The organism is Antrihabitans spumae, assembly GCF_043944905.1.
Taxonomy (GTDB): Bacteria; Actinomycetota; Actinomycetes; order Mycobacteriales; family Mycobacteriaceae; genus Antrihabitans; species Antrihabitans spumae.
Genome location: NZ_JBIMSN010000057.1, coordinates 88,223 through 109,396, shown reverse-complemented (window position 1 = coordinate 109,396; position 21,174 = coordinate 88,223). Strand labels below are relative to the sequence as shown.

21 protein-coding genes, 1 pseudogene and 1 riboswitch are annotated in these 21,174 nt (G+C 60.8%); of the genes and pseudogenes, 11 read left to right on the top strand and 11 right to left on the bottom strand.

Going from position 1 to position 21,174, the window contains the following annotated elements:
* Both ACHIRB_RS13670 and ACHIRB_RS13665 read left to right on the top strand, forming a co-directional pair.
* Window positions 1-521 (top strand): ATP-binding protein (locus ACHIRB_RS13670; RefSeq protein WP_395127707.1); only part of this gene is annotated, 521 nt, incomplete at its 5' end.
* A 603-nt stretch (window positions 522-1,124) separates the two neighbouring features.
* Window positions 1,125-3,563 (top strand): AAA family ATPase, encoded by a 2,439-nt coding sequence (locus tag ACHIRB_RS13665; protein ID WP_395124564.1) that lies wholly within the window; start codon window positions 1,125-1,127, stop codon window positions 3,561-3,563.
* A gap of 936 nt (window positions 3,564-4,499) precedes the next feature.
* Here ACHIRB_RS13665 and ACHIRB_RS13660 read toward each other — a convergent pair.
* The gene (locus ACHIRB_RS13660) at window positions 4,500-5,450 is read right to left on the bottom strand and encodes a hypothetical protein (protein WP_395127706.1); all 951 of its coding nucleotides are present in this window, start codon (window positions 5,448-5,450) and stop codon (window positions 4,500-4,502) included.
* 145 nt (window positions 5,451-5,595) lie between these two features.
* Between ACHIRB_RS13660 and ACHIRB_RS13655 the strand changes: the two genes are divergently transcribed.
* Window positions 5,596-6,072: a DUF4160 domain-containing protein gene (locus tag ACHIRB_RS13655; RefSeq protein WP_395124561.1), complete on the top strand. Its 477-nt coding sequence runs from the start codon at window positions 5,596-5,598 to the stop codon at window positions 6,070-6,072.
* Window positions 6,073-6,593: 521 nt separating this feature from the next.
* A complete protein-coding gene (locus ACHIRB_RS13650) occupies window positions 6,594-6,797 on the top strand; it encodes a hypothetical protein (RefSeq protein WP_395124560.1) in 204 nt (67 codons plus the stop codon).
* Window positions 6,798-6,808: 11 nt separating this feature from the next.
* Here ACHIRB_RS13650 and ACHIRB_RS13645 read toward each other — a convergent pair whose 3' ends face one another.
* The gene (locus ACHIRB_RS13645; protein ID WP_395124559.1) at window positions 6,809-6,964 is read right to left on the bottom strand and encodes a hypothetical protein; all 156 of its coding nucleotides are present in this window, start codon (window positions 6,962-6,964) and stop codon (window positions 6,809-6,811) included.
* A 115-nt stretch (window positions 6,965-7,079) separates the two neighbouring features.
* Here ACHIRB_RS13645 and ACHIRB_RS13640 point away from each other — a divergent pair, with 115 nt between their 5' ends.
* Window positions 7,080-7,262 (top strand): antitoxin VbhA family protein, encoded by a 183-nt coding sequence (locus ACHIRB_RS13640; protein WP_395124558.1) that lies wholly within the window; start codon window positions 7,080-7,082, stop codon window positions 7,260-7,262.
* 12 nt (window positions 7,263-7,274) lie between these two features.
* Window positions 7,275-7,688: a hypothetical protein gene (locus tag ACHIRB_RS13635; RefSeq protein ID WP_395124557.1), complete on the top strand. Its 414-nt coding sequence runs from the start codon at window positions 7,275-7,277 to the stop codon at window positions 7,686-7,688.
* 43 nt (window positions 7,689-7,731) lie between these two features.
* Here the strand turns inward: ACHIRB_RS13635 and ACHIRB_RS13630 are convergent, their stop codons facing one another.
* Complete coding sequence (locus ACHIRB_RS13630) at window positions 7,732-7,866, bottom strand: hypothetical protein (protein WP_395124556.1); 135 nt, start codon at window positions 7,864-7,866, stop codon at window positions 7,732-7,734.
* Window positions 7,867-7,915: 49 nt separating this feature from the next.
* On the opposite strand from ACHIRB_RS13630, the gene ACHIRB_RS13625 reads away from it, so the two are divergent.
* A complete protein-coding gene (locus tag ACHIRB_RS13625; RefSeq protein ID WP_395124555.1) occupies window positions 7,916-9,160 on the top strand; it encodes a M23 family metallopeptidase in 1,245 nt (414 codons plus the stop codon).
* A 52-nt stretch (window positions 9,161-9,212) separates the two neighbouring features.
* Here the strand turns inward: ACHIRB_RS13625 and ACHIRB_RS13620 are convergent, their stop codons facing one another.
* Complete coding sequence (locus ACHIRB_RS13620; RefSeq protein ID WP_395124554.1) at window positions 9,213-9,806, bottom strand: TetR/AcrR family transcriptional regulator; 594 nt, start codon at window positions 9,804-9,806, stop codon at window positions 9,213-9,215.
* Between the two features lie 180 nt (window positions 9,807-9,986).
* On the opposite strand from ACHIRB_RS13620, the gene ACHIRB_RS13615 reads away from it, so the two are divergent.
* Window positions 9,987-11,447: an alpha/beta hydrolase gene (locus ACHIRB_RS13615; RefSeq protein ID WP_395124553.1), complete on the top strand. Its 1,461-nt coding sequence runs from the start codon at window positions 9,987-9,989 to the stop codon at window positions 11,445-11,447.
* A gap of 34 nt (window positions 11,448-11,481) precedes the next feature.
* Here the strand turns inward: ACHIRB_RS13615 and ACHIRB_RS13610 are convergent, their stop codons facing one another.
* From ACHIRB_RS13610 to ACHIRB_RS13585, 6 genes are all read right to left on the bottom strand, one after another.
* Window positions 11,482-11,796: a DMT family transporter gene (locus tag ACHIRB_RS13610; protein ID WP_395124552.1), complete on the bottom strand. Its 315-nt coding sequence runs from the start codon at window positions 11,794-11,796 to the stop codon at window positions 11,482-11,484.
* 10 nt (window positions 11,797-11,806) lie between these two features.
* Window positions 11,807-11,868: riboswitch (guanidine-III (ykkC-III) riboswitch) on the bottom strand.
* Window positions 11,869-11,921: 53 nt separating this feature from the next.
* Window positions 11,922-13,202 carry a lipase family protein gene (locus tag ACHIRB_RS13605; protein ID WP_395124551.1) on the bottom strand — a complete coding sequence of 427 codons (1,281 nt, stop codon included), beginning with the start codon at window positions 13,200-13,202 and terminating at the stop codon, window positions 11,922-11,924.
* Between the two features lie 37 nt (window positions 13,203-13,239).
* A complete protein-coding gene (locus ACHIRB_RS13600) occupies window positions 13,240-15,624 on the bottom strand; it encodes an ATP-binding cassette domain-containing protein (RefSeq protein ID WP_395124550.1) in 2,385 nt (794 codons plus the stop codon).
* A gap of 57 nt (window positions 15,625-15,681) precedes the next feature.
* Window positions 15,682-16,092, bottom strand: a complete 411-nt coding sequence (locus ACHIRB_RS13595) for a VOC family protein (protein WP_395124549.1) — start codon at window positions 16,090-16,092, stop codon at window positions 15,682-15,684.
* A 10-nt stretch (window positions 16,093-16,102) separates the two neighbouring features.
* The gene (locus ACHIRB_RS13590) at window positions 16,103-16,546 is read right to left on the bottom strand and encodes a helix-turn-helix transcriptional regulator (protein WP_395124548.1); all 444 of its coding nucleotides are present in this window, start codon (window positions 16,544-16,546) and stop codon (window positions 16,103-16,105) included.
* 27 nt (window positions 16,547-16,573) lie between these two features.
* Window positions 16,574-17,338: a FadR/GntR family transcriptional regulator gene (locus tag ACHIRB_RS13585; protein ID WP_395124547.1), complete on the bottom strand. Its 765-nt coding sequence runs from the start codon at window positions 17,336-17,338 to the stop codon at window positions 16,574-16,576.
* Between the two features lie 64 nt (window positions 17,339-17,402).
* Between ACHIRB_RS13585 and ACHIRB_RS13580 the strand changes: the two are divergent.
* The 3 genes and pseudogenes from ACHIRB_RS13580 to ACHIRB_RS13570 all read left to right on the top strand — a co-directional run.
* A pseudogene (locus tag ACHIRB_RS13580) lies at window positions 17,403-17,999 on the top strand (AarF/UbiB family protein); the annotation flags it as partial.
* 13 nt (window positions 18,000-18,012) lie between these two features.
* On the top strand, window positions 18,013-18,828 hold the full coding sequence (locus ACHIRB_RS13575; RefSeq protein WP_395127708.1) for an AarF/UbiB family protein: 816 nt from the start codon (window positions 18,013-18,015) through the stop codon (window positions 18,826-18,828).
* Between the two features lie 441 nt (window positions 18,829-19,269).
* Window positions 19,270-20,370: a hypothetical protein gene (locus ACHIRB_RS13570; RefSeq protein WP_395124545.1), complete on the top strand. Its 1,101-nt coding sequence runs from the start codon at window positions 19,270-19,272 to the stop codon at window positions 20,368-20,370.
* Window positions 20,371-20,385: 15 nt separating this feature from the next.
* Here ACHIRB_RS13570 and ACHIRB_RS13565 read toward each other — a convergent pair whose 3' ends face one another.
* Window positions 20,386-21,099: a DsbA family oxidoreductase gene (locus tag ACHIRB_RS13565; protein WP_395124544.1), complete on the bottom strand. Its 714-nt coding sequence runs from the start codon at window positions 21,097-21,099 to the stop codon at window positions 20,386-20,388.
* Window positions 21,100-21,174: the final 75 nt, after the last annotated feature.

The following is a 21,174-nucleotide window of genomic DNA, read 5'->3' as shown; positions in this document are numbered from 1 at the left end:
ATCAACGCTTCCACGTGCGCAAATACGCCACCGGCACGCCACAACCCTCGATAACCGTTGGCGTCGGAAAGACGCATCTGTCGGTAGGTTTGGCGCGCGCTGCCGCTCACGCCGGGTACCGCACCTACTTCACCACCGCCGCCGCCCTCGCCGCCCGCTGTCACCGCGCTGCGATCGAAGGCCGGTGGGCGACAACGATGCGGTTCTTCGCCGGTCCGACACTGTTGGTGATCGATGAACTCGGCTATCTACCACTGCCGGGTGAGGCGGCTTCGGCGTTGTTTCAGGTTGTGACGCAACGGTATATGAAAACCAGCATCGTGATCACGACCAACCGTGGCGTCGGAGAATGGGGAGAGGTACTCGGTGACACCACCGTCGCCGCCGCGATGCTCGACCGCCTGCTGCATCGATCGGTTGTGCTCAACCTCGACGGCGATTCATACCGACTACGCGACCACCACGCATGGTCGGAAACGCTCCGAAGAGCAACAACCGGAACCCGCCAACCACTACAGTGAACACAGCTCACAGGTGGGCACTTTCACCGAGCAAGTCTGAGCATTTTCGCTGAGCGTCATCATCGTGACACCAGTCGTTCCAGACCTGCGACCGGGCACGGTTCGCCGTCGCGGAATACATCGAAGTGTTCTACACCGGCAACGCCTGCACTCGACGCACGGCTACCGAACACCAGTCGAAGCATTCAACGAATACCAACCCGCAGCATCGGCTGCCTAACCCCCACGAGGATCTGTCCAAGATCCTTGACACACCTCACACCGACTACGGCAGTGAGGACGCATAGGGACCATCTGCGAGATCATCGGTGACTTTGGGACATTGACCCGACTATTTATGCTCGACCATGTTGTCAACGCAATTCATTGACACGGGTCCTGGACTCGAAGCACCTACTGGGGGCGGTAGCTGCCACCAGGAGGCGGACCAGCCTTCTGGACATATCCCGATAGTTGGTTCCTTGCTCGCAGACTAAGACATTCGGCAACTAGGCGTCTCCGCCGTGCCTAGATCGACTGATCCAGTCACGTGTCGCATTGTTTGGCGGAGCAAGTCCGTCGCTATGCTCGGTCGATCACATCCATTGGAGGATACGGTGGCAAATGGAGCCAATTGACAGTGCGCATGAGACCTTCGTAGCGTTGCGTACTGACATCGCAGCCATCGAAGCGACTCTCGTCACCGAAGCGGATGTGCGATCGAAAGTCATCGACCCGATCTTCACTCAAGTACTTGGTTGGGCGGGGAACGAGTACCTCGCGGAGAACGCTACCGCCGATGGGTTCGTCGACTACGTCTTTCAAATCTCTGAGCGGTCTCGATTGGTCGTCGAAGCCAAGCGCGACAGCAGACCACTCGGCTGCGCAGGGCGAGATACGGGCCGGGGCTTTGTCCTCGATGGACCGATTTTTCGCGACGAGGCAGCAAAGGAAGGGATCCGTCAGGCGATCCGATACTGCGGAATGAAGAATGCTGAACTTGCTTGTGTGACCAATGGGCGTGAATGGATAGTTTTTCGCGGAAATCGACTCGGGGATGGGTCGGACACGATGAAGGGCACGGCGTTCGTATTTCCCTCATTGCAGGGCATTCAGGACAAGTTCAAGTTGTTCTACGCGCTGCTGTCACGAGACGACATCGAGCGACACGAGTTCCGGGCCTACTTTCAGGAGGTCGAAGGACGACCAATCAGATCATCCAACTTCAAGAAGGCGCTACGCGACATGCGCTCGGCGCGTCTGATGAAGTCGTCGCAGCTGTCGTCAGACGTGGATCGAGTGATGACCGCCTTCTTCGACCGACTTACAGGTGACGAGGATCCTGGTTTACTCGCCGAATGCTTCGTCGAGACGAGTGAGAGTCGGGAAGCCGATACAAAGCTCGCCCGGATATCCGAAGATATAGTAGGAAAGATTCGCAACTTAGACACAAGCGATTCGACTGCTCTCGTCGAACTCATTGAACGCGCGACCCAGGCCAAGCGACACGAGTTCGTTGTGATCGTCGGCACCAAGGGTGCCGGCAAAACAACGTTCATCACCAGGTTCTTCACAAGGATTCTCAGTCCCGATCTCGCAGCCGAATGCATATCGTGCCGTATTAATCTCGCAGATAGCTCTGGTGACGGCACGACGATAATCTCATGGCTGGACCAACACCTTCTCGCGGCACTCGAAGATGCCGTTTTCGCTGGTAGTCCTCCGGAATTCAAAGAACTAGAGGGCATCTTCTATGACGAATACACCCGACTCCGAAAAGGGCCGTGGAACCGTTTGTACGAATCGGACCGTACGGGATTTCAGATTAAATTTGGCGATCGCGTCGAAGAAATGCGCGAGCACAAACCCAATGACTATATTCGTGGTCTCGTTCGGCACATCGTGAACAGTAGGAAGAAGCTCCCGGTAATCGTATTCGACAACGCCGACCATTTCCATATTTCTTTCCAGGAGCAAGTTTACCAATACGCCCGGTCAATATACGAGAGCGCGTTGTGCTTGATTATGCTGCCGATTACCGATCGAACGAGCTGGCAACTGTCTCGGCACGGCGCACTCCAGTCGTTTGAGCACGAGGCACTTTACCTACCGACACCGCCAACTGGCCAGGTCATTCGACGTCGCATCGAGTTCATGCAAACGAGATTGGCGGAATCGGAGCGCCTGCGTCCGGACGATCGGTATTTCGTTAAGCGAGGAATCTCGCTCAGCCTGAAAGACCTGTCGGCGTTCACCCGTTCGCTTCAAGGAGTATTTCTGCAAACGGACGAGACCGCGCGCTGGATTGGCAACCTCTCCAATAACGATGTTCGGCGTTCACTGAAACTCGCGCGACAGTTCGTCACTTCTGGACATCTCGAAGTGGAAGATCTGCTCAAAGCGCACATAGCCGGCACGACGAGGCAGATAAGCAAACGACGGGCAGCGTTGGCGATCATGCGAGGCAATTACGATGTTTACGGCGGCCAAACTGAATTCGTTCAGAACACGTATGCAATGAGTGACGTGATCGATTCGTCACCCCTCCTAGGGCTGTCCATTTTGCAGTTGTTGGAAGACGCACCTGAGGACGAGGCGCTGGGCCATATGTTGGATCTTTCCCAGATTGACCAGTATTGCGAAGCAATGGGATACGACAGTCAAGCAGTTCAGGTCTGGACTGACGCTTTACTCGAAAGTGCGCTGTGCCACGACTATGATCCGACCGTCACTAGTGTTAGTACGGCGTCGCGCCTGGAAATTACACCGGCAGGAAAACAGCACCTGTATTGGGCGCGATCGAACTTCGATTACGTGAGCACAATGGCAGACATAACGCCCGTGCGCGATCGGGAGACCTTCGATAAGTTACGCGACGCGATAGCCGACGCCGGAGGCGGGTGGCGTGAAAAGTCGGCTGTATTTATTGACTACCTGCTAGCGGAGGATGCTAATTACTGTACGGTTCCTGACCACGAAGCATACGAAGGTCAAAGACGCGCGCGAAGAACTCTCGCCGACACACGAGACCGCCTCCGGCAGGACACCTCCGCCCGCAGGTGAAGCCTTCGTGTATCGGGCTCGCAGATCCCTTCAAAAAAACCAGGCGCTGAGCCGAGGCAGCACGGCAGATTGTCACCGCTGGAGACGACAAAGAACTCTACATTTAGACTTAACGTGCAAGATCTCGTCAAGCGTTGCAGTCAGTCCACAGTGTGGTCTTTATGCCCGCTTCTTTCATATACAGTTTGGCGTCTTCCTGGTCAGCGTCAACCTGCGTCTTCAACGTGTCGGTGGATCTCAATGCGCTTCGTTGCGCTTCACAAAGACGGCCTGTTCTTCGCGCAGCTTATCCTCACGACCTTCCTTGCGCTCCAGCACGCCAATCTCTTGAAGGCCTTGCGCATGTCACTCGCACGCACAGATCTCACAGTCACAGCTGACGTGATCACTCCCCGAGATGACCGTTGCAAGTCTCTGGTAACCCACCAGAAATCCGTGCTGGGCTAGGAAATCGGAAACAGGCTCACCGGTGTGAGCATTCGGGTTGACATCGGCGAATCAGGAAAGCTGGCGGTGAATAGCGGGGTTGTAATTCCTGGCGTCCAGGCAACTCGGTGGACGACGTATGTGACGTCGAGACTCGGACTACCATACAACGATCCTGAACCGCTCTCTACGACTTGGGTGTTCACTTCTCGCTGCATCGACCGAGCTGGTTAGCGACATCTCGCACCTTTTCCTAAAAGGAGCGGCCTTGACCATCGCGCGGCCGCAACTCCCAAAGGCGGTCAGAATGCGGACGCATTTGAAGTAGGCGTTCAAGGCCGTCGTACAGCGCTGTTGGGAAACGCAGGCTTCCTGGGCGGGCTGGTGCTGCATGCCCAACAGTCGTAACCAAGGCGCAAAAGCGTCTCGTCAGAGACTCACCGATCGCGGCAGAAGGTTATCGCAATCTGGCCTTCGTCCCCAAAGAGGCGACTCGAACCGAGACAGGAGTCAGTGTTCCCGCCAGAATGCGGCCGCGGTCGGCGATGGGCGGTGGCGGAGTGTGGTCGTCGTCCGGGCGGACCGGTTCTGTCGATCGACCGGCATCTCCAAGACGACGCGCAGGCTTGGTTGCAGCGAAAGAGTCCGGCGATGCTCTGACGACCAGTTGTCGGCGGCAATCAATTCGGCCCGAAGAGCAACACGACCCGAGCCGTCGACGTGGAGGCCGGAGTGATCGCTGACATGCACGCCCGGCCCTTCCACGTCGAGGCCGACACGATTGACGTGCAGCGTTGGGCGGAGTGGCCCCCATCCCTCGGCGTCCCATTCTTCGCTAGAGATAGCAACTGACCATCGGTGATTGGGAAGCATCGCCCGCTCCTTCGCAGAGATGAAGAGGCCCGCTTCGAATTTCAGGTTATCTACGGTGGCGGTGGCCGCGATGCACGATATTTCGGGATTGATCAGCTCGAGGTCGGGCACCACCGTATTGGCCACAAGTAGGCTCAGGAGCTGCGATCGGTTGGCTGTTCTGGTTTTGTTGCCGACCCTCCACGGGGTTTCGTGGGTGACGCTGCCGCCGTCTGTCGTGACGACGTAAGGTGAGCGGTCGGTTGCGAAAGACAGCGCTGTGACGCGGCCATGCTGTGTTGGGACGACAAGCACTGAAATTTCGGGCGCAAGGCCATCAAAGCGTCGCTCGACCTTTGGCCACCAGTTAGCCATTTCGGTCGGTACCGCCGCAGCCACCCTATGCGCGTTTTCGTCGACGCCGACAATCCAGAGGGCGTCGTCGCCGCGGGCAGCATTGCAAAGTCCGGCAATCTGTCGGGCGGTCTTGCGATAGTCGTCGATCGGCCACTCGGCCTTACACTCGACGTAGTCGTCCTCGATCGTTCCCCCTGCGACGACGTGGTCGACTAGGTCTGCAACACGGGCTTCCAGTCGGCGTTTGTCCATGACCGACGGTAACTGAACGCTGTTTCAACTTGTTCACAGTTCGCGTGGCGGTCATTACGCGCAAATCCCGATTGCGCAGTCATTGCCAACTCTTCGACGCCGATGAAGTCAAGCGGCGAGCAGCCTTAGGTTATAGATTGCGTCGGTGAAAGACGACGACCTCACGCCATATGAGCGGACGAGCCGAAACCTCGGCCAGTCCGATGGATGGGAGCTAGCCGAGTCCGAAGGTCGTCTAGAAGCCGAAGACATTTTGGGCCGACTCGTGAGCATCGCATTGTACGAGTTCGGCGAAAACAAAGATGACTGGCCGATGGAACTCGACCCGGAGGGATTTCTCACCGCTTTGACCGCGGAGGGGAAGACTTTCGACGGTGGCATCAGCGTCCACGTGTGGCCGAACGACCACCCGCCGCCCCATGTGCACATCTTGAAAAAGTCCGCGCCGGACAACGAGTACGTGAAGATCAACCTTGAGACTGGGGACTGTGAGGGTGATCTGCCGCCGTGGGCAGGCCGCAAGCAGCTGAAAAACATCAAGGCGCTAGTCCTCAAGTATCACCCACTCTTCGCAGACTGGTGGCTGAAGAACCACGGAACCACTGTCACGCTACTGTCGTAAAGCTGTAACTCCAGACACCTAGAAGTCCGGAACTGCGCCAGTTCCGGGCCCTTCACGCGTGCGAAGAAGCAACCGCCCCGGGCTAATCGCTGTCTGTGTCCTACTCAGGTGGTGTAAGACCGGCGGTGACCGACACTCTCAAGTCTCTGCGGATTATCGCCGACGCTCTCAAGTCGTTCAGTACGAATTGGTTCGGAGCTGCTCGGAACAAGTTGAGAGTGCCGACGTCAGCAGGTTGAGCGACTCTCACCTTTTCCCGGATCGGACAGCTGTCCGATCCAGGAAATGTTTTCAGTAGTCCGCCTTAACTTGAGAGTTGTCCGGTCTGTATCGAAAGTTCCGGTACTAGATGAGAGCTGCCTCCGGCGTCGCGCGATCGACTTCTTCGGTTTAGCCAGTCGCGCGAGCCCGTTTGACTACTTAGAAACGTCACTGTGACGGTTTGAAGTTAGTCTGCCGCACCCCGTTGCCGCCGACTTCGACAATCCGCGAGCGATTGTGCAAGCGCGGAATTCGACCGCGTGACAGCCGATCTCAGCCCACCTGACTCCGGCCGCATCATCAACATTTCCTACGGATCCGCCCGCTACGCCAGCCCGCACATCATCGGCTACGCCATGACCAAGGCAGCGATCGAAAACTTCACCGCAGCCTTGCAGTCCACCTCGGCGGTCGCAGCATTACCGTCAACGCGGTCGCCCCCGGCGTTCTCGATACTGACATGAATGCCGCGTGGCTACGACACGACGTCGATCAACCTCAGATGATGCTGTCTGCGGGCAACCTGAACACCGCAGCACTGTCCCTGTTTCTCGCGCTCCACCTCGCCGTCGAACACATCGTCCCGTGCCTTGTCTTCGACGACCCTGTACAAGCCATGGATGAAGTACACGTCGCACAGTTTGCGGGTCTAATCAGCGCGTTTGCCCCGGCACAAACTCGCGCGTCCACCCGATGTCAGGTGCGTCGACTATCCTGGAGTAACTTCACAAAAGGTGGTGTGCCGAGTGACCGATCTGCAGAAGGCCAAGCGTCGGGTCAAGGTCGTGCGCGCGATCCGCCGCAGCACCGAACTCGAAGGTTCCCGCAGCACAAATGCCACGCGTGCCGACCAAGTCGCCTACGCCCGCGGAACCATTACTGCTGCCGAATTGGGCGATCGGGTTCGGCGTCGGTACAAGCTGACGTAAACCGAGGTTGGAATGCCGAACCCCTGGGACACCGGCAACCTCGAACTGAACTGGCAAGGCTATTACATACCTGGCACGACAATTCTGAGGAACCGTGTCGACGCCCAAACGCCTGAGGCGCTCCGGGACGCGGAGAACGATCTCGTCGAGGCACGCGTTATCGAACTCCGTGAGGCCCCCGAACTACTGGGTGACCGCACGTATGGCCTCCACTACCTGCGTGCGATCCATCGCCAGCTCTTTCAAGACATGTACGTCTGGGCGGGTGATCTGCGAACGGTACGCCGCACCGGCCTCGACTGGCAGAAGACCGACCTGACTGAATTGCACAGCGCATGCCACACTGTGCGAGCCGAGTCCGACCTCGCAGGGCTGACCGTAATGTTCGGGAGGATCCTCGACGCTGACCCCGCATATGATTTCTGATCGGTCAACGCGGCTGCCCATCCAGACGGATCTGACTCCACCGTCACTCGCAAACCTCGGTGACAGCACCGGTCCGGCCGATGCGCGCATCGCGAAGGCGCTGGAAGATGTTGCCCAGCAACGCTTCCGATGAGACGAAATCGGCTTCGATTCGCGCACCGTAGGGAGCGGAATTCACCGCCGGCAAATTCGCTCCGCCATCGCCCAGACAGCGCTAGCATCGACCGATGAAACGCCTGATTCGTCTGAATCGCTTTGCGAAATTGGCAGTGGCTGTGGCCATCTGCGTGCCCATGGCTGCGTGCTCGTCATCGTCTGATTCTTCGTCGGACGAGTCGAGCACCGAGTCCACAGCTTCGGTTCCGGCCGTCGTTACTCCAGTGATTGCCTCGGTCATCGCAGCGCCGGTCGCGGTGCTGGCGACCGACAAGAAGATCCACATGGCCTACGAACTGATGCTGACCAACGTCCTCACGTCGCCGACGACGATTCGGTCGGTCAAGGCGACGGCGGGCGACCGCACACTTTTCGATCTCTCTGGTGACAAGCTGACCCTGCCGTGGATCAAGGTGCTCGGCGCGAAAGAACCAGGGACAGTCCTCGGACCGGGACAGTCGGCGCTGGTCTGGATCGACGCCACGGTTGACACTCGCGCCGAGGTGCCCGACACGATCTCGCACGCCGTCGACATCGAAGTTGCCGAACCGAGCCCGCCCCTGATCCCCCAGACTCTGGTGGAGGATGTCGCGACGACGAAGGTCGACAAGAACGAACCGATCGTGATCAAGCCACCGCTTGACGGGGCCCATTGGCTGGACGGCGACAGCTGCTGCGAAGTCGGTGGACACCGCGGCGCCGCCAATCCGATCAATGGCCAGCTTTTCGTGGCCGAACGATTCGCCATCGACTACGTGCAGTTGACCAACGATGGGTTGTTGTACACAGGCGACAAGACGAAGACCTCGAGCTACGCATACTTCGGAGCCAACGTACACGCGGTCGCTGACGGCAAAGTTGTTGCGGTGGTGAACAATCTGCAAGAACAGACACCAAGCATCGGGGCGACAGGTTTGCGCATCGACGAGTACGGCGGCAACCACGTCGTGCAGGACATCGGCAACGGCCGCTACGCGTTCTATGCACACTTGCAGGAAAAGGAGGGAGTGAAAGTGCAGGTCGGTGACGACCTGAAGGCCGGGCAGGTCGTCGGGTTGCTCGGCAACACCGGCAACTCCGACGCCCCGCACTTGCATTTCCACATAATGGACGGTCCCGACCCGCTGGCAGCGAATGGACTTCCCTTCGAATTCGACTCGTTCGAACTGGAAGGGCGCATAGTTTCGAACGACAACACACAGGCACTGTTGGACGCCGGGGCGAAGGCTGAGTACGCGCCCGACGTCGATGCCGGGCAGCGTACGAACGAGAGTCCGCTGATGCGCGACATCATGGGCTACAAGGTGTCGAACTAGACTGCGGCGACCGCCCGCCGTGTGGCTAGTGCGCGGCGGGCATCTTCCAGTGTCAGGAGTCCTTCAGCACCGAATCCGCTGCGTGATAGAGCGTCGCGGTCTCAGAGTGTAGAACCGAGTGATCGGTGGGCAACGCCCGATCGAGCGACAGTCCATTCAATACAATGTTGAGGAACGTCGCCTGACTGCCGAGATCCCCGTCGGCCCGAACACCTTCTTTGTCGAGGACACGCAGCCAGTGTTCGACCCTGCGTTTGCCTTCGTCGGCGATCGCCGCGTAGGTGGTTCGAAGTGAGTCGGTGTGTTCGGGCTCCACGAACGACTCGATGAGAGTGATCCAGGCTTTCCGCGCCTTGTCGTCGTCGAGAGGTGCCAGAACCAAGCGCAAACAGTGCACGAGTCGATCGCGCGCGGGCAGCGACGTGTCATGAATAGCCTGGTCTTTTGTCGTCACCACGTCGTAGATGGTCTCGAGTACCGCGTCGCGTAGCGCGCGCTGAGTCGGGAAATGGTGACGCAGCGATCCCATGCTGACACCCGCCCTTGCGGCAACCGAGCGCACACTCAGCGGCGAGGCCTGATTCTCGCCGAACATCTCGCACGCAGCGATGAGGATCTTCGCTCGCGAATCGAGTCGATCAGTCACCTCCACCTCCATTCAATCGGCGTCCAGTACACTGTGCTAGCACGGTGTGCTAGCGTGATGTCATCGCCTTCGACAGTACAGCGTGCTAGTCGATTGAACAGGAAGGACGGGCGCGCAGCCTTCCGCCATCGCTTGGCTGCTCGATGCCGCCCACAACTGACACCAGAAAGTTTGACAACAATGAGATTCGTTCGTTCCTTGCTGATCGCCGCACTGTCCGGAGTGGCGATCGCTGGCTGCTCAGCACCGTCGACCCCGGCGAGCCAGACGATCCCGGCGCCGCCCCCAATCTCGTGGACGGAATGTCCCGACGACGTCGACAGCCCCGGATTGCAGTGCGCAACGGTCCGGGTCCCCCTCGACTACGACGACCCCGACGGCACGACCATCGACCTCACCATCTCCAGACTCGCATCGAAGAACCCCGAGAAGCGACGCGGCGTCCTGATGCTGAACCCGGGCGGGCCTGGCGGAACCGGACTGGACCAACCCGCATTCCTCGTCGAGCGCGGGATCCCTCAGCAGACCCTCGACAGCTACGACCTCATCGGCATCGACAGCCGCGGCATCGGTCATTCCTCGCCCATCAGTTGTGGAATCACCGACGACATCGGATACCGCGGGGCCGTACCGCCATATGCCTACGACGACACGGCATTCGACGAGCAAAATGCCGTGGCAAAGAAGGTGGCGGAGAAATGCGCAGCCAACGACGACGGTCGCCTGCGCCACATCACCACGGCCAACATGGCCCGCGACCTCGACAGCATCCGTCAAGCGCTCGGCGAGGCGAAGGGCAGCTTCCTCGGATATTCCTACGGATCCGCGCTCGGCGCCGCGTACGCATCGATGTTCCCGGACACGACGGATCGAATAGTGTTGGACAGCAACATCGGTGACACCCATTTGGACCGAAGCGGCCTGCGCACGTACGCCGAGGGCATGGAGGACACATTCCCGGATTTCGCACAATGGGCTGCCGCGCGCGATGATCGATTCGGCCTCGGCCGCACGCCCGACGAGGTGCGGCAGACGTACTTCACCATCGCGGACAAGCTCGATCGCGGTTCTGTGGACGGACTCGACGGGCGTAGTTTCCGGCTCGGGACGTTCGTGTCGCTGTACAACCCCGCATCATACGAAGCCGCAGCACGATCGTGGAGAACCGCGCTGGACACCCCGCCGTCGACGGACCCGGCCGTCGGGAGCGTGCTCTCGGCATTCGACAACACGTGGTCGGTGTTCCTTGCGGTCACCTGCAACGACGTCGAATGGCCACGCGACCCCGCGGTCTACAGGCAGGCCATCGCAGAAGACCGCAACAAGTTTCCATTGTTCGGCGCGGCCAGCGCCAATATCGTTCCGTGCGCGTACTGGCAGATCGAGCACAGCGAGCCACCGGTCGCCGTCGAGTCCAACGGCCCGACGAACGTTCTCATTGCGCAACACCGGCGCGACCCCGTCACACCGCTGAGCAACGGTGAACGGATGAAAGAGAAGTTCGGCGACCGCTCACGCCTGCTCACCGTCGACGGCAGCGGGCACGGCGTCTACGCCCTCGGAAAGAACAAGTGCGCCCAAGATGTCATCACCGCTTACCTGGTCGACGGCGTCGTGCCGGAGACCGACGCCACCTGTTGATGTGGGCAAGATCCTCACGGACCACGCGGTTAGATCAGTGGAGAATCTTCAACCCGACGACCCCGCCGACGATGAGTAGCAGCAATACGATCTTCATCCACGAGATCGACTCTTCTCCGGTCGCCATCGCGTATGTCACGGTCAGCACCGCACCGATTCCCACCCACACCGCGTACGCCGTACCGATGGGAAGGCTCTTCATCGCATAGGCCAAACCGGCCATGCTGACGACGAGACCGACGGTGAAGACGATCGACGGCACCAGACGGGTGAATCCCTCGGATTTACCCAGCGCCGTGGCCCACACAGCCTCGAATACACCGGAAACAATCAACACCAGCCACGCCATGACGAACTCCCAAGCACCGTCTTGTCGCTGGTCGGGTACGGTGCGCTCGTCCGAGTGTCTGATCGACAATTACAAGCTTAGCAAATCTAAGAACCGGTCAGCCGACCGTTATGGAGGCGTTCGTCTCAGCCCTGCGGTATCGGTGTCGGCGTGAGCTCGTTGCCCGGCCCCACCACCGCGCAGTTGGTTGCGGGCATCGCTCCGGCGAAGCGTTCGGTGAGGAACTGCGCGGCATGCGCTTGGAACGGAGCGAACGCCTGGCCGTGGCTGAGTCCGGTGTACTGGGCGTAAGTGACGGCGACACCTCGGTCGCAGTAGTCACGGGCGAGACCTTCGACGTCCTTGGTGATCATCACCGAATCGCCCGTGCCGTCGGAATCACCGACGCCCAGAAGAATAGGGACGACGGGCGTTCCAGCGGTGCCCATGATGTTGTCGTCGATCGCAGCGACGACCGCAGGGATCTGAAGCAGTGAGGTGTAAGGCGGCGCGAGCATCTCGGTGTCGGTCAGACCCGGGTACTCCGAGGCGAACGCATTGATGCAATTGGTCTCGACCGCGTTCACGATCTGCTTGCCCTTCGCCGACAGGAACGCATCGGTATCGATGCCGTAGCTGCGTTTGTACGCGACGATCAGGGCCGGAATGACGCCCGCCCAGTCCTTGGACCCACTCACGTAAGGCAAATTGTGCGCCAGATCGACTGGTAGTCCACCTGCCGCAGCGCCGACGATGTTGAGCTCCGGCGCATACTGCGGCGCAACTTCAGCACCCCACTGCGTCGGCACCGATCCCCCGGAATAGCCGATCAACCCGACAGGCGTCGACGCCGGTAGTCCGAGCACGGTTTGAGCCGCTCGGATGCCATCGAGCGCGGCATACGCCGATTGCCGTCCGATGGTCCATTCGAGGTCTTCGCCCTCGTAGTCGGGGACGACGACGCTGTATCCGGCGGCCATGTAGCCGGTGATGACGGCCTGCTCGACGGTCGCGGTCGTGCTGTCGCCGTGCCCGCTCAACGTGTACGAGGGGTCGCATTCCGCACCCAGCCCGTCGTAGGCGGTGTGAAACGAGATCAGTTTTGCGGGCCCAGGAACGAGAGGCCGCAGCACGGTCGCCACCGTATTCACCGCGGCGCCCTGCTGGTCGGTGGTGCGATACAGCACTTGGGTGCTGGTTATGGGGGTCGCCAGATTCGGTGCGCCGTATGCCGCCGTGCGCGTACGTAGGACGTCACCCGGCGCGGTGGCACCGAGCGAGTCCGCATAGGCGTAGAACGGGTCCGCTGAAGGCGGCAGCTGGCCTGGTGCGGCCGGCGCAGTGCCGGTTCCGACGAACGTTCCAGCGAGCGCTATTGCCGCGACTGTCGCAAATCGGCGGTAAGACGCGGTGGCAAGACCGATCATGAAGGTTACGCCTTTGCTTCGGTTCGAATCGAGTGGGTCAACCGGCGACATACTCCGCCAGATGCTTGCCGGTAAGAGTCTTCCGCTTGGCGACCAGGTCTGCGGGCGTTCCCTCGAAAACGATTCGACCGCCGTCGTGTCCGGCACCGGGACCGAGGTCGATGATCCAGTCCGCGTGGGCCATGACCGCTTGGTGATGCTCGATCACGATGACCGACTTTCCGGATTCGACGAGCCGATCGAGCAGACCGAGTAGCTGTTCCACATCGGCCAGATGCAGACCAGTGGTCGGCTCGTCGAGGACGTAGACCCCACCCTTTTCCGACATACGAGTTGCCAGCTTGAGCCGCTGGCGTTCGCCACCGGACAGCGTGGTGAGGGGCTGGCCGAGACTGACGTAGCCGAGTCCCACGTCGGCGAGCCTGTGCAGGATGGCGTGCGCGGCTGGGATCCGCGACTCCCCCGTTTCGAAGAACTTTTCTGCTTCGGTGACGGGCATGGCGAGCACTTCGCTGATGTCGCGACCGCCGAACTTGTAGTCGAGAACCTCGGCCATGAACCGTTTGCCTTCACACACTTCACATGTGGTGGCGACGCCGGCCATCATTGCGAGGTCGGAGTAGATGACGCCGTTGCCGTTGCAGTTGGGGCAGGCCCCTTCGGAGTTGGAGCTGAACAGCGCCGGCTTCACACCGTTCGCCTTCGCGAATGCCTTGCGGATCGGTTCGAGCAGGCCGGTGTAGGTCGCAGGGTTACTGCGCCGCGAGCCCTTGATCGGTGCTTGGTCGACGGATACAACGCCGTCCTGATTGGATACCGAGCCCTTGATGAGCGAGCTCTTTCCCGATCCGGCGACACCGGTGACAACGACAAGGACGCCGAGGGGAATGTCAACGTCGACCTTCTGCAGGTTGTGCGCGTCCGCGCCGCGAATCTCCAACGCGCCGGACGGCTTTCGAACTGATTCCTTCAAGGCTGCCCGGTCGTCGAGGTGCTTGCCGGTGAGTGTGTCACTGGCGCGCAGGCCTTCGAGCGAACCCTCGAACACGACCTCACCACCCGCGGTACCAGCACCTGGGCCGAGGTCGACCACGTGGTCGGCGATCGCGATCGCTTCCGGTTTGTGCTCTACGACCAAAACGGTGTTGCCTTTGTCCCGCAGTTGCAGCAGCAGTTCGTTCATCCGCTGGATGTCGTGGGGATGCAGGCCGATCGTCGGTTCGTCGAAGACGTACGTCACGTCGGTCAGCGCTGAACCCAGATGGCGGATCATCTTGGTGCGCTGGGCTTCTCCCCCGGACAGCGTGCCCGACGATCGCTCGAGCGACAGGTAGCCGAGCCCGATTTCCACAAACGAGTCGAGCGTTTTCTGCAGCGTTGTCAGCAGCGGCCCAACGGAGGGTTCGTCGAGTCCGCGCACCCATTCGGCGAGATCGCTGATCTGCATCGAACAGGCGTCGGCGATGTTGATCTTGTTGATCTTCGAGGAGCGGGCGGCTTCGCTGAGCCGGGTTCCGCCACACTCGGGGCATCCCGCGAACGTGATCGCTTTCTCTACGAACGCTCGGATGTGGGGTTGCAGCGCATCGATGTCCTTGGACAGGAACGACTTCTGGATCTGCGGGATCAATCCCGTGTAGGTCAGGTTGATGCCCTCGACCTTGATCTTGGTCGGTTCCTTGTAAAGCAGGTCGTTGAGTTCGCGCTTGTTGAACTTGTTGATCGGCTTGTCGGGGTCGAACCAGCCGCAACCACGGAAGATGCGGCCGTACCAACCCTCCATGCTGTAGCCGGGGATCGTGATGGCAGATTCGTTGAGCGACTTCGTGCCGTCGTAGAGGGCGGTCAAATCGAAGTCGGAGACAGAGCCGCGACCCTCACACCGCGGGCACATGCCGCCGGTGACGCTGAAGGTCCGCTTCTCCTTGACCTGCCTGCCGTCCTTCTCGATGGTTACCGCACCTGCGCCGCTGATCGAGGCGACGTTGAACGAAAACGCTTGGGGTGAGCCGATATGCGGCTTACCGATTCGGCTGAACAGGATCCGGAGCATCGCGTTGGCGTCGGTCGCGGTGCCGACCGTCGACCTCGGGTCACCACCCATCCGCTGCTGATCGACGATGATCGCGGTAGTGAGACCCTCCAGTACGTCGACCTCGGGACGTGCGAGTGTCGGCATGAAACCTTGGACGAACGCGCTGTAGGTCTCGTTGATCATGCGCTGCGATTCAGCAGCGATGGTGGCGAACACGAGCGAACTCTTGCCGGAGCCGGAGACACCCGTGAACACCGTCAGCCGTCGTTTGGGGAGTTCGATGCTGACGTCCTTGAGGTTGTTCGCACGTGCGCCGACAACGCGAATCAGATCGTGGGTATCGGCGGCGTGCTGCACAGGCGTGGCTGTGTTTTTCCTCGTGGCCATGCTCTTGGTGTCTCCATCTGTTCGCGGGTCGGCTCGAGCTGTCGGTGAACGGGAGGATCAGCGAAGTTCCTGCAGGCGAACCATATTGCCCGCTGGGTCGCGGAACGCGCAGTCCCGTACACCGTACGGCTGATCGGTCGGCTCCTGGACGACTTCGGCGTCACTTGCCTGCAATTGTTCGAAGGAGCCGTCGAGATCCTTGGTGGCAAGAAGGATGCTGCCGAAGCTTCCTTTTGCCATCATCTCGGTGATCGTGCGGCGTTCGTCGTCGGTGAGGCCGGGGGTCGCAGCAGGCGGATACAAGACGATCGACGTACCAGGCTGACCGGCCGGACCGACGGTGATCCAGCGCATGCCGTTGTAGCCGACATCGTTTCGGACTTCGAATCCGAGGGTGTCGCGGTAGAACGCGAGGGCGGCCTCGGGGTCGTCCTGTGGGAGGAAGCTGGCGTTGATTGTGATGTCCATGGCGATCAGGCTATTGCGTCCCTGTGGCGTGCGCTTCTCGATTCCTGATCGGTCTGGTCACCTGTTTCGCAATGCACGACGGCATGCCTTCGGTGGTGCGTTCCTGTTGCGTGCGATAGACACTGGGCGGCACCCCGACCAACTCGGAGAAGCGTGTACTGAACGTCCCCAGCGAAGAGCAACCCACCGCGAAGCAGACTTCGGTCACGCTGAGGTCGCCCCGACGCAGCAGCGCCATGGCCCGCTCAATTCGCCGGGTCATCAGGTAGCTGTAGGGCGATTCGCCGTACGCGAGCCGGAACTGACGACTGAGATGGCCTGCCGAGATGTGCGCGTCTCTGGCGAGCGCCTCGACGTCCAGTGGCTGCGCGTATTCACGGTCGATCCGGTCGCGGACCCGACGTAACCGCGCGAGGTCGCGAAGATTCTGCGATTCGTCCGCTTTGCTGGTCACCCTCAGATCGTCCCACGTCGGATCGGGTCACGCCGTCGCGGCATCGGCTGCCTGCGGACCGAGGATCTGGCGTTCGAACTCGGCGACGACGTTGCGGTGATACATCGCGAGAAGGTCGTCGAACAGGCTGAATTCCGATTTCGACGGTTCGGCTCCCCTGGCCCAGACACTGCACAAGGCTCGCCACACGATGACGTGTACGTCGGGGGAAACCGCGAAAACGGCACGAGTCGCTTCGGGAACCTCGAGAAGGATACGGGCGATCGAATTGAAGATCGCCAGATGAACCGTGTTGCCGGTCGCGGTCAGCAGCGTCCGAACAAGGTCCGTTTCGGCCTCGAGAAATTCTGTGAGGTCCGCAGGCTCACTGCGCGCAATCGTCTCGAGGCCTGCTATTCGCTCTTCGAGTCCAGGCACCGCGTCGATCGGGGCGCTCTCGGTGAAGGCGAGCAGCGCTGAGGTCAAAATCGACTGTTCCACCTCGATGATGTCCTCGAAACACGCGATAGTGACGTCGTGGTCGCCCATCGACAGTTCGAAGACACGGCTGTACATATCCATACCGCCGGTCAGTCGAACGTCTCTGACGACGAACCCTTTTCCGCGACGCGCATCGACGAAGCCCATCGTTGCGAGCCTGCCGAGAATCAGTGCAGCTGTCGCTCGGTTCACCTCGAACTCGGACGCGACAGTCCGGACGGACGGCATCAGGTCGCCCGGAGCGTACTGGCCGCACGCAATTCGGCGGGCCAGCGTCTCCGCAACATCGGAGACTACCGAGTGGTGTTCCACGAAGCCCCTTTCGTCCCTAGGATATGTCTCAGACAGTTTAGAGGCAGCGGACGCATCGGTCCATATGCCTGACTCGAGCAGGAGGACAAGCGTGCACGACGGCGACGAATCTGGCTCGGTGTTGCGGTTCGGACGCGCCGGCGATGTTCCCGTGCGGCCGGTGGTGCGATCCGCAAGGCTGGCGAGTATCCCGCTCGGTTTCGCCGGCCGCCGAGTCGCAGCGACGGGCAAGAGGATGATCGGTCGACCTCGAGTCGAAGTGAATGCCGAACTGCATGCCCGCACGGCACGCCACATGTTCGAGGTGCTCGGCGAACTGCGGGCGTGCGCGGCGAAACTCGGGCAGTTCATGTCGATCTACGAACTCGTCCTGCCTGATCAGATCGCCGCACCGTATCGAGTTGCCCTGTCGCAGTTGCAGGAATCGACACCGGCAATGCTGCCGCAGGCGGTTCACGCAGTGCTGGCTGAACAGTTGGGCGAAGGCTGGCGGGGGCTGTTCCGCGACTTCGACGACAGGCACGCCGCTGCCGCATCCCTCGGCCAAGTACATCGGGCCGTGTGGAACGACGGCAGGACCGTCGCCGTGAAATTGATGTACCCGGGAGCGCGGGAAGCTGTGGCCGGCGATCTGAGGCACTTGAAGCGGGTCTCGTGGCTGGCCAGTCCCTTTTCTGTCCGGCGCCGACATTCGGGGCATCGTCGACGAGTTGTGTCTGCGCATCACCGACGAATTGAACTACGAACTCGAGGCAGCCAACCAGCGGCGCTTCGCGGCTGCGTACGCGGGCAGTGCCGATTTCCTCGTTCCGGCCGTCGTGCACCAGTCCGGCGATGTCCTGATCACGGAATGGGTTGATGGCAAGCCACTTTCGCAGGTCATCGCGAACGGCCACCAACGCGAGCGGGACCGTGTGGGTGAGCTCTTCCTCCGATTCAACCTGACAGGGCCTGCGCGGTGCGGGCTCTTCTACGGCGACCCACATCCCGGGAACTACCGCGTCACCGCTGATGGTCGACTCGCCGTATTCGACTTCGGAGCCTGCGCCGAACCGCCGCTGGGATTCACCGAGATGGCGGCCGATCTACTTGCCGGCATCGTCGGCGGCAATCCGGAAACAATGGCGGCGAATGCACGCCGGTACGGGTTCGTCGCGCCCGGCGTCGACCTCGATGCCGCGGCCCTCGCCGACGAACTCGGCCTCTTTCGCGAAGCTCTCGTTCGCCCGACTTTTCGTTTCACGACGAAGTGGTTGCGATCGGTTGTCCTGCACGTCTCCCAGCTGCATTTGAGCAACGTCAACAGGCAGCTGACACTGCCCGCGCGGTTGACTCCGATCGGCCGAACGTTCGTCGCCGGCGCTGGGGTTTTGTGTCAGATCGGTGGCGAGGTGCGAGTTCGAGACGCGGTTCTGACGCTGGTGCCCGAGTTTGCCGGGGAAGCGAACACCGCACCGATCACCAGCATCCGTTCTTCAGGTATCGACTAGCTACCTATCCTCACTGTCTGAGACAGTGCTTGCCGATCGAGACACTGGCCGATACAGTCCTCGTCGAGCCGACCTGATGTCGACGTACACGTCCCCGTGTGCAGCACAAGGTCACGACTGGCTCTCCGTCAACGACAAGGAGGACCTTGGTGCCAAGAAGACTGGTTTTAGCCGGAATGGTCGCGGTACTTTTCGCGACCGTGCCCGTGACGTCGCTAGCCGAGCCCGCGATTACACCCGAACCTGCAATCGATCCCGTGGTCTGTGGGTTGTGGGGCTGCACCGATGAGCCACCTCTGTTGCCCGTCGACTATCCCGTTGCAGTGCCCCTTCCCGAAGCGCCTGCAGGCGGCTGGACGACGGAGAACCCACCACCTCGATCGGAAGTCCTGTACTGGCAGGACTTCGATTCGGATGGGGTAACCAACTGGGCCGACAACTGTGTTCTCGTCCCCAACGCGGATCAGACCCGCGGGCGCACCGGATCCCGTCAACTCGAGTTCGCACAGGTTGGCCAAGGAGTGGAAGGCCGCCAATCCCGGTGCGATGTATCGCGTATCGGACGAACTAGGCGAGGCGTGCTCGAACTACAACGACAACTGGCGTCGCACGATGATGGCGTTTCGCGTGTCGAGCAACGACCGCAAGAAGGACATCTTCAAATTCGCGGGCCAGAGTGGACCGATGTTCGGCGACGATACGTTGACCCTCGCTGTGCCGACCTGCTCGCGTCTCGACACTTTGATGAACGTCCTCGAGTGGGGATTCCACATACCGGAAGGGCTCATCGCCAATGCTCTGAAGGCCATACTGACTCCGGCAATCACCGACCACTTCGGTTGCAGCACAGGCGTGTTGGCACGTGTAGCCGAGGAGCTGGGTCAGCTGGTGTGGGCCGGAAAACACCTCTACACACCGACCAACGAGGGCGGGGCAATCACCAACCGGTTCTTCGCTCCCGTCACCGAAATCGGGGTGTTCGACCCCTTGATGAAGGCGATGCCGTGGCTGTTTCCCGGCGGGAACGGACAGACCGTTCAGGGTCGAGTGCGCAACGACGCCCGATCGCCGTGGGATGGTCGGAACTCGACCGCAATCGACTGGCGCACAGTGTCCGACACCGGAATCGGATTGCAGGGCAACAGATGGCCGATCACCGATCAGTCGCTGAGCGACCTGCTCAACGCGATGATCGGGCTCGGCAAGGTCGCAGGCCCCGGCATCGAAGGCCAGATCATTCGCGCCCTACCGATCGCACTGGGCGACATCATGAAGATGATCCCCATCGTCCGCGACTTGGACGTCGACTACCTGATCTACGACTCGTGCCGCGCGCTTCAGGAAGGGTTCACCCCGTGCACGGCAGAACTGGCGTTGCATCGCCCGGCGGACGGTGCCACTCGCTGGTTCCAGGAGGGCTGGATGCCGTTCAGCACCGTGGATCCGGACATCCTGCACCAGACCAACTGGGAGTTGAACAACTTCGACGAGATCATGCCCGCGTTCTACAACCTGCCACCGAATGTCGGTATCGACAATTGATGGAGGAACCCGGGCTCAGATAGCGCAGGAATCACCTTCGCAGTTGGGTGCGGCGCCGCTGGTTGTGACGAGGGTCAGCGGCGCCCGCTCCGACCAGGCCTGTTCGAGGGTCTGCAAGACGATATCGGCAGACTGCGCGCCCGATACTCCGTACTTTTCGTCGATCACGAAGAACGGCACGCCGCTGATTCCGTACGAACGAGCTTGCTGTTCGTCGGCGCGTACGGCGTCCGAGTAGCGGTCGCCTTCCAGCACCGCGTCGACCTCGGCGGCGTCGAGACCGACTTCGATCGCAAGCACGCGCAGCGCCGAGTGGTCCGAAGTGGCCAGGCCCTCGGTGAACGTCGCGCGATCCAAGCGTTCCTTGAGCTCGTCCTGAACGCCGTGTTCCAGCGCGAGATGCAGGAGACGGTGGGCATCGAAGGTGTTGCCCGGCCGGGCGAGGTCGAATCGGAAGTCCAGGCCTTCGTCCGCAGCTGTCGCTGTCAGCCGGTCGGTCATGGTCTGCGCCTCGGCGACCGAGACGCCGTATTTCGCTGCGATGCGCTCGGCGTGGTTGCCCTGTTCAGTGGCACTCGGCGCGGCGTTCGGATCCAATTCGAAACTGCGCCAGACGAGTTCGATCTCGTCGCGATGCTCGAACCGGGTCAGCGCCCTCTCGAAACGCCGCTTTCCCACGTAGCACCACGGACACACGACATCGGACCAGATCTCGACCTTCATACTCATGACCGGTGCAACAACGCGAGTGCGGCAAAAGATTCCGTCGGCAGGTTCGCCGCTGCCGACCCGCTAGGCTGGCCG